The following is a 2,692-nucleotide window of genomic DNA, read 5'->3' as shown; positions in this document are numbered from 1 at the left end:
GAATCGACGTCGCGCCCGTGAGCATCATCACGAAACGGTCGATGCCCATCCCGACTCCGCCCGTGGGCGGCATGCCGTACTCGAGCGCCCTGATATAGTCATCGTCGACCTGTTGAGCCTCCTCGTCGCCGGCTGCGCGACCGAACCCGCCGACCGAGAGGAGACCGTCCTCGAAGACACGCCCGACGTCGTCGACGTCACCGCCATCGACGACACCTTCCGCACCTTCGAGGAGCGCATCGCCTTCCTCGAGGCCCGGGCCGACGCCGCCGAGGCCGCCCTCGCCGCCTCAACGTCGGACGCCGACAACGCCCAGCTCTGGCTCCAGTCGCTGACCGACGACGTCTCGGCCCTGCAGTCCCACGCCTCCGACACCGACGCCATCGTCGTCACCACCGCCGCCGACCTCGACACGCTCCAGGCGGCGCACGACGCCCACGCCCAGGAGTCCACCGCGCAGCACGCCGAACACGACGCCCGCTTCGACTCCCTGGACGACGAGCCCTTCGAGGCGGGGCAGGCTCCCTACGAGGTGGGCCGGGCGCGCTTCGGGCGCATCGCCATCGCCAACTCGGATGCGGCGGGGCGGGCGTATGCGGATGCGGCGGTGGACATGGGGTATCGGGCGGTGGGGGAGGTGTTGGCGGGATGAGGTCTGGTCTCGGGCTTCGCGCTCTTCCACGATGAAGGTCTGTAGGCGTGGAGGGCCGCGAGGCCGCGCTCTCGGCCCGGCTCCGGCTCCCCGGCGAGGCACGGCGAAGCGAGCGGGGCCACATGGGGCACCTTGACCGTCAGGGTGGGGTTGGTTGGCCCCGTTTCGCGGTGACTCGGCGGGGCGGGGCCGGGAGCGATCCGCCCGAGTCGAACGTGAGGGACGCGTCGGCGAGAATGGAGGAAGCAGGATCGGTTTCGGGCGCCGGCTTGCGCAAGCTGGTGAGTCGTGATCTGGTCTCGGCATGGACCGAGACGCCCGACTCCTCGATGACGCCGTCGCCGCCTTCCGAGGCCGGCTGACGGATGCGGTCGGTGAGCTGCGCCAGGCTTCCGATGCGCTCGGGTTCTGCGACGCGGAGCGGAGGGTGCAGGCTCTCGCACTGGCGCTTGCCGCGGAGATGACCCAGCGTGCGCTCCAGGCCGTCTCAGACGACCAGACACGCGCCCGGGAGGCGCTGGAGCGGGTCCGCGAGCGTGCTCGAGAGCGGGGTATCCAGGTACGGAGCGAGGGGCGTCGCAAGACCCTGGTGAGGACGCTGAGCGGCCAGGAGGTCGAGGTGACGACGCCGTACGCCATCGGGGCACCTCGGGGCCGAGGCCCGAAGTCCCGCAAGCGTGGAGCCCAGGGAACCGGCGTGTATCCGGTACTGGACCAGCTCGGCATTGTCGGGCGCGCGACGCCCGCCCTTCGGCTCCTCATTGCTCGGTCCGTCAGTGAAGCGAATTCGGTGTCCGCAGCACGCGAGCTGTTGGCCATGGGCGGCGTTGAGATCGACCACAAGGCCGCCCTGCGGCTGACCTACGAGGTCACCGACGACGCCCTTCGCGCCCGTGCTGAGGCGGTCGCGAAGCTGGACAAGGGGAACGACGACGGCCCGTTCGCTGGTCGGCGTGTCGTGGCCGCCGTCGATGGCGGGCGCGTACAGATCCGGAAGCGCGTGGGAGGTCGGCCGAAGAAGGGCGGCCGGAAGCGCTTCGTGACTGAGTGGCGAGAACCCAAGGTGCTCACGCTCTACGTCCTGGGCGAAGACGGCCGGCGAGACCGGAAGGTGCGGTCGGTGATCGATGGCACCCTGGGAGACGCGGACGCCGTGTTCGAGCTGCTCCTCTACCACCTGCGTCGCATGGGAGCTCACAAGGCGATGGAGCTGACCTTCGTGGCCGACGCAGCACCGTGGATCTGGAAGCGCGCTCCAGGACTCCGCAAGACGCTGGGCATTGAGGCCGAGCGCTTCCACGAGGTCGTGGACTACTTCCACGTCGTCCAGCGGTTGAGCGAGTTCTCGAAGAGCCAGGGATGGACCGAGGAGTACCGCCTGGGCTGGTACGCGACCCAGAAGCGTCGCCTGAAGGCCGGTGACATCGAGGCCATCGAGGCCGTGTTCCGCCAGATCTCCAAGCGGGACCCGGAGGAGCTGAAGAAGCAGGTCGAGTACTTCTCGGCCCACCGCGAACGCCTACGCTACGCTCCCTTCCGCCAGCGAGGGCTGCCCATCGGCAGCGGCGCTGTGGAGTCCTCTGTGCGTCGTGTCATCAACCTCCGGCTCAAGGGCAGCAGCGTCTCCTGGACCGAGGAGCACGCCGAAGGCGTCCTCCACCTACGCGCACAGGCCAAGTGCGGACGATGGCGTGAGCTTGAGCAGGCAGTTCTCGGCATCACGGGCTGGCGACCCACTGCCCGCTTGCGCAAGGCCCCCAGGGACGCTGCGTGACCGACTTTGGATCATCGCGCCCCCGCGCCCGTCAAACCGCTCGCCCCCTGCGATCCACCGGCCCTTTTCGCTTGACAGTCGGGCGCGACCTGCAGGAACCTGCCTGAAGAGGTTCTGGCTCAGAGGGGAGTTCATGTACACGCCGATTCACGTGATCTGCTTGAAGGTGCACCCTCGGTGCCTGCCGAGAGTCTCACGGCTTGTGCCGCTCTCCTTTCCCCTCCTGTGCCTTGCCGTCCCAGCACCGAGTCACGCTGCCGCGTTTG

The 2,692-nt window shown here is 68.9% G+C and carries 3 protein-coding genes; 2 read left to right on the top strand and 1 reads right to left on the bottom strand.

Annotation, left to right across the window (positions count from 1 at the left end; translation table 11 throughout):
• Nucleotides 1-94: hypothetical protein (locus GY812_16910; protein ID MCP4437166.1), on the bottom strand; the 94-nt coding region annotated here is incomplete at its 3' end.
• 18 nt (nt 95-112) lie between these two features.
• Here GY812_16910 and GY812_16905 point away from each other — a divergent pair.
• Together GY812_16905 and GY812_16900 are read left to right on the top strand one after the other, a co-directional pair.
• Entirely contained in the window at nt 113-652 is a 540-nt protein-coding gene (locus tag GY812_16905; GenBank protein ID MCP4437165.1) for a hypothetical protein, read from the top strand.
• 304 nt (nt 653-956) lie between these two features.
• Nucleotides 957-2,426 (top strand): hypothetical protein, encoded by a 1,470-nt coding sequence (locus GY812_16900; GenBank protein MCP4437164.1) that lies wholly within the window; start codon nt 957-959, stop codon nt 2,424-2,426.
• The last annotated feature ends 266 nt before the right edge of the window (nt 2,427-2,692 follow it).

The organism is Actinomycetes bacterium (assembly GCA_024222295.1).
GTDB lineage: Bacteria > Actinomycetota > Acidimicrobiia > Acidimicrobiales > Microtrichaceae > JAAEPF01.
Note: the sequence above shows the minus strand (reverse complement) of the source record. Positions and strands in the feature narration are given on the sequence as shown.

What these genes read in the sequence shown, in the direction of transcription:
- GY812_16900 (MCP4437164.1), top strand. Translation starts at nt 957, where the DNA reads ATGGACCGAGACGCCCGACTCCTCGATGACGCCGTCGCCGCCTTCCGA.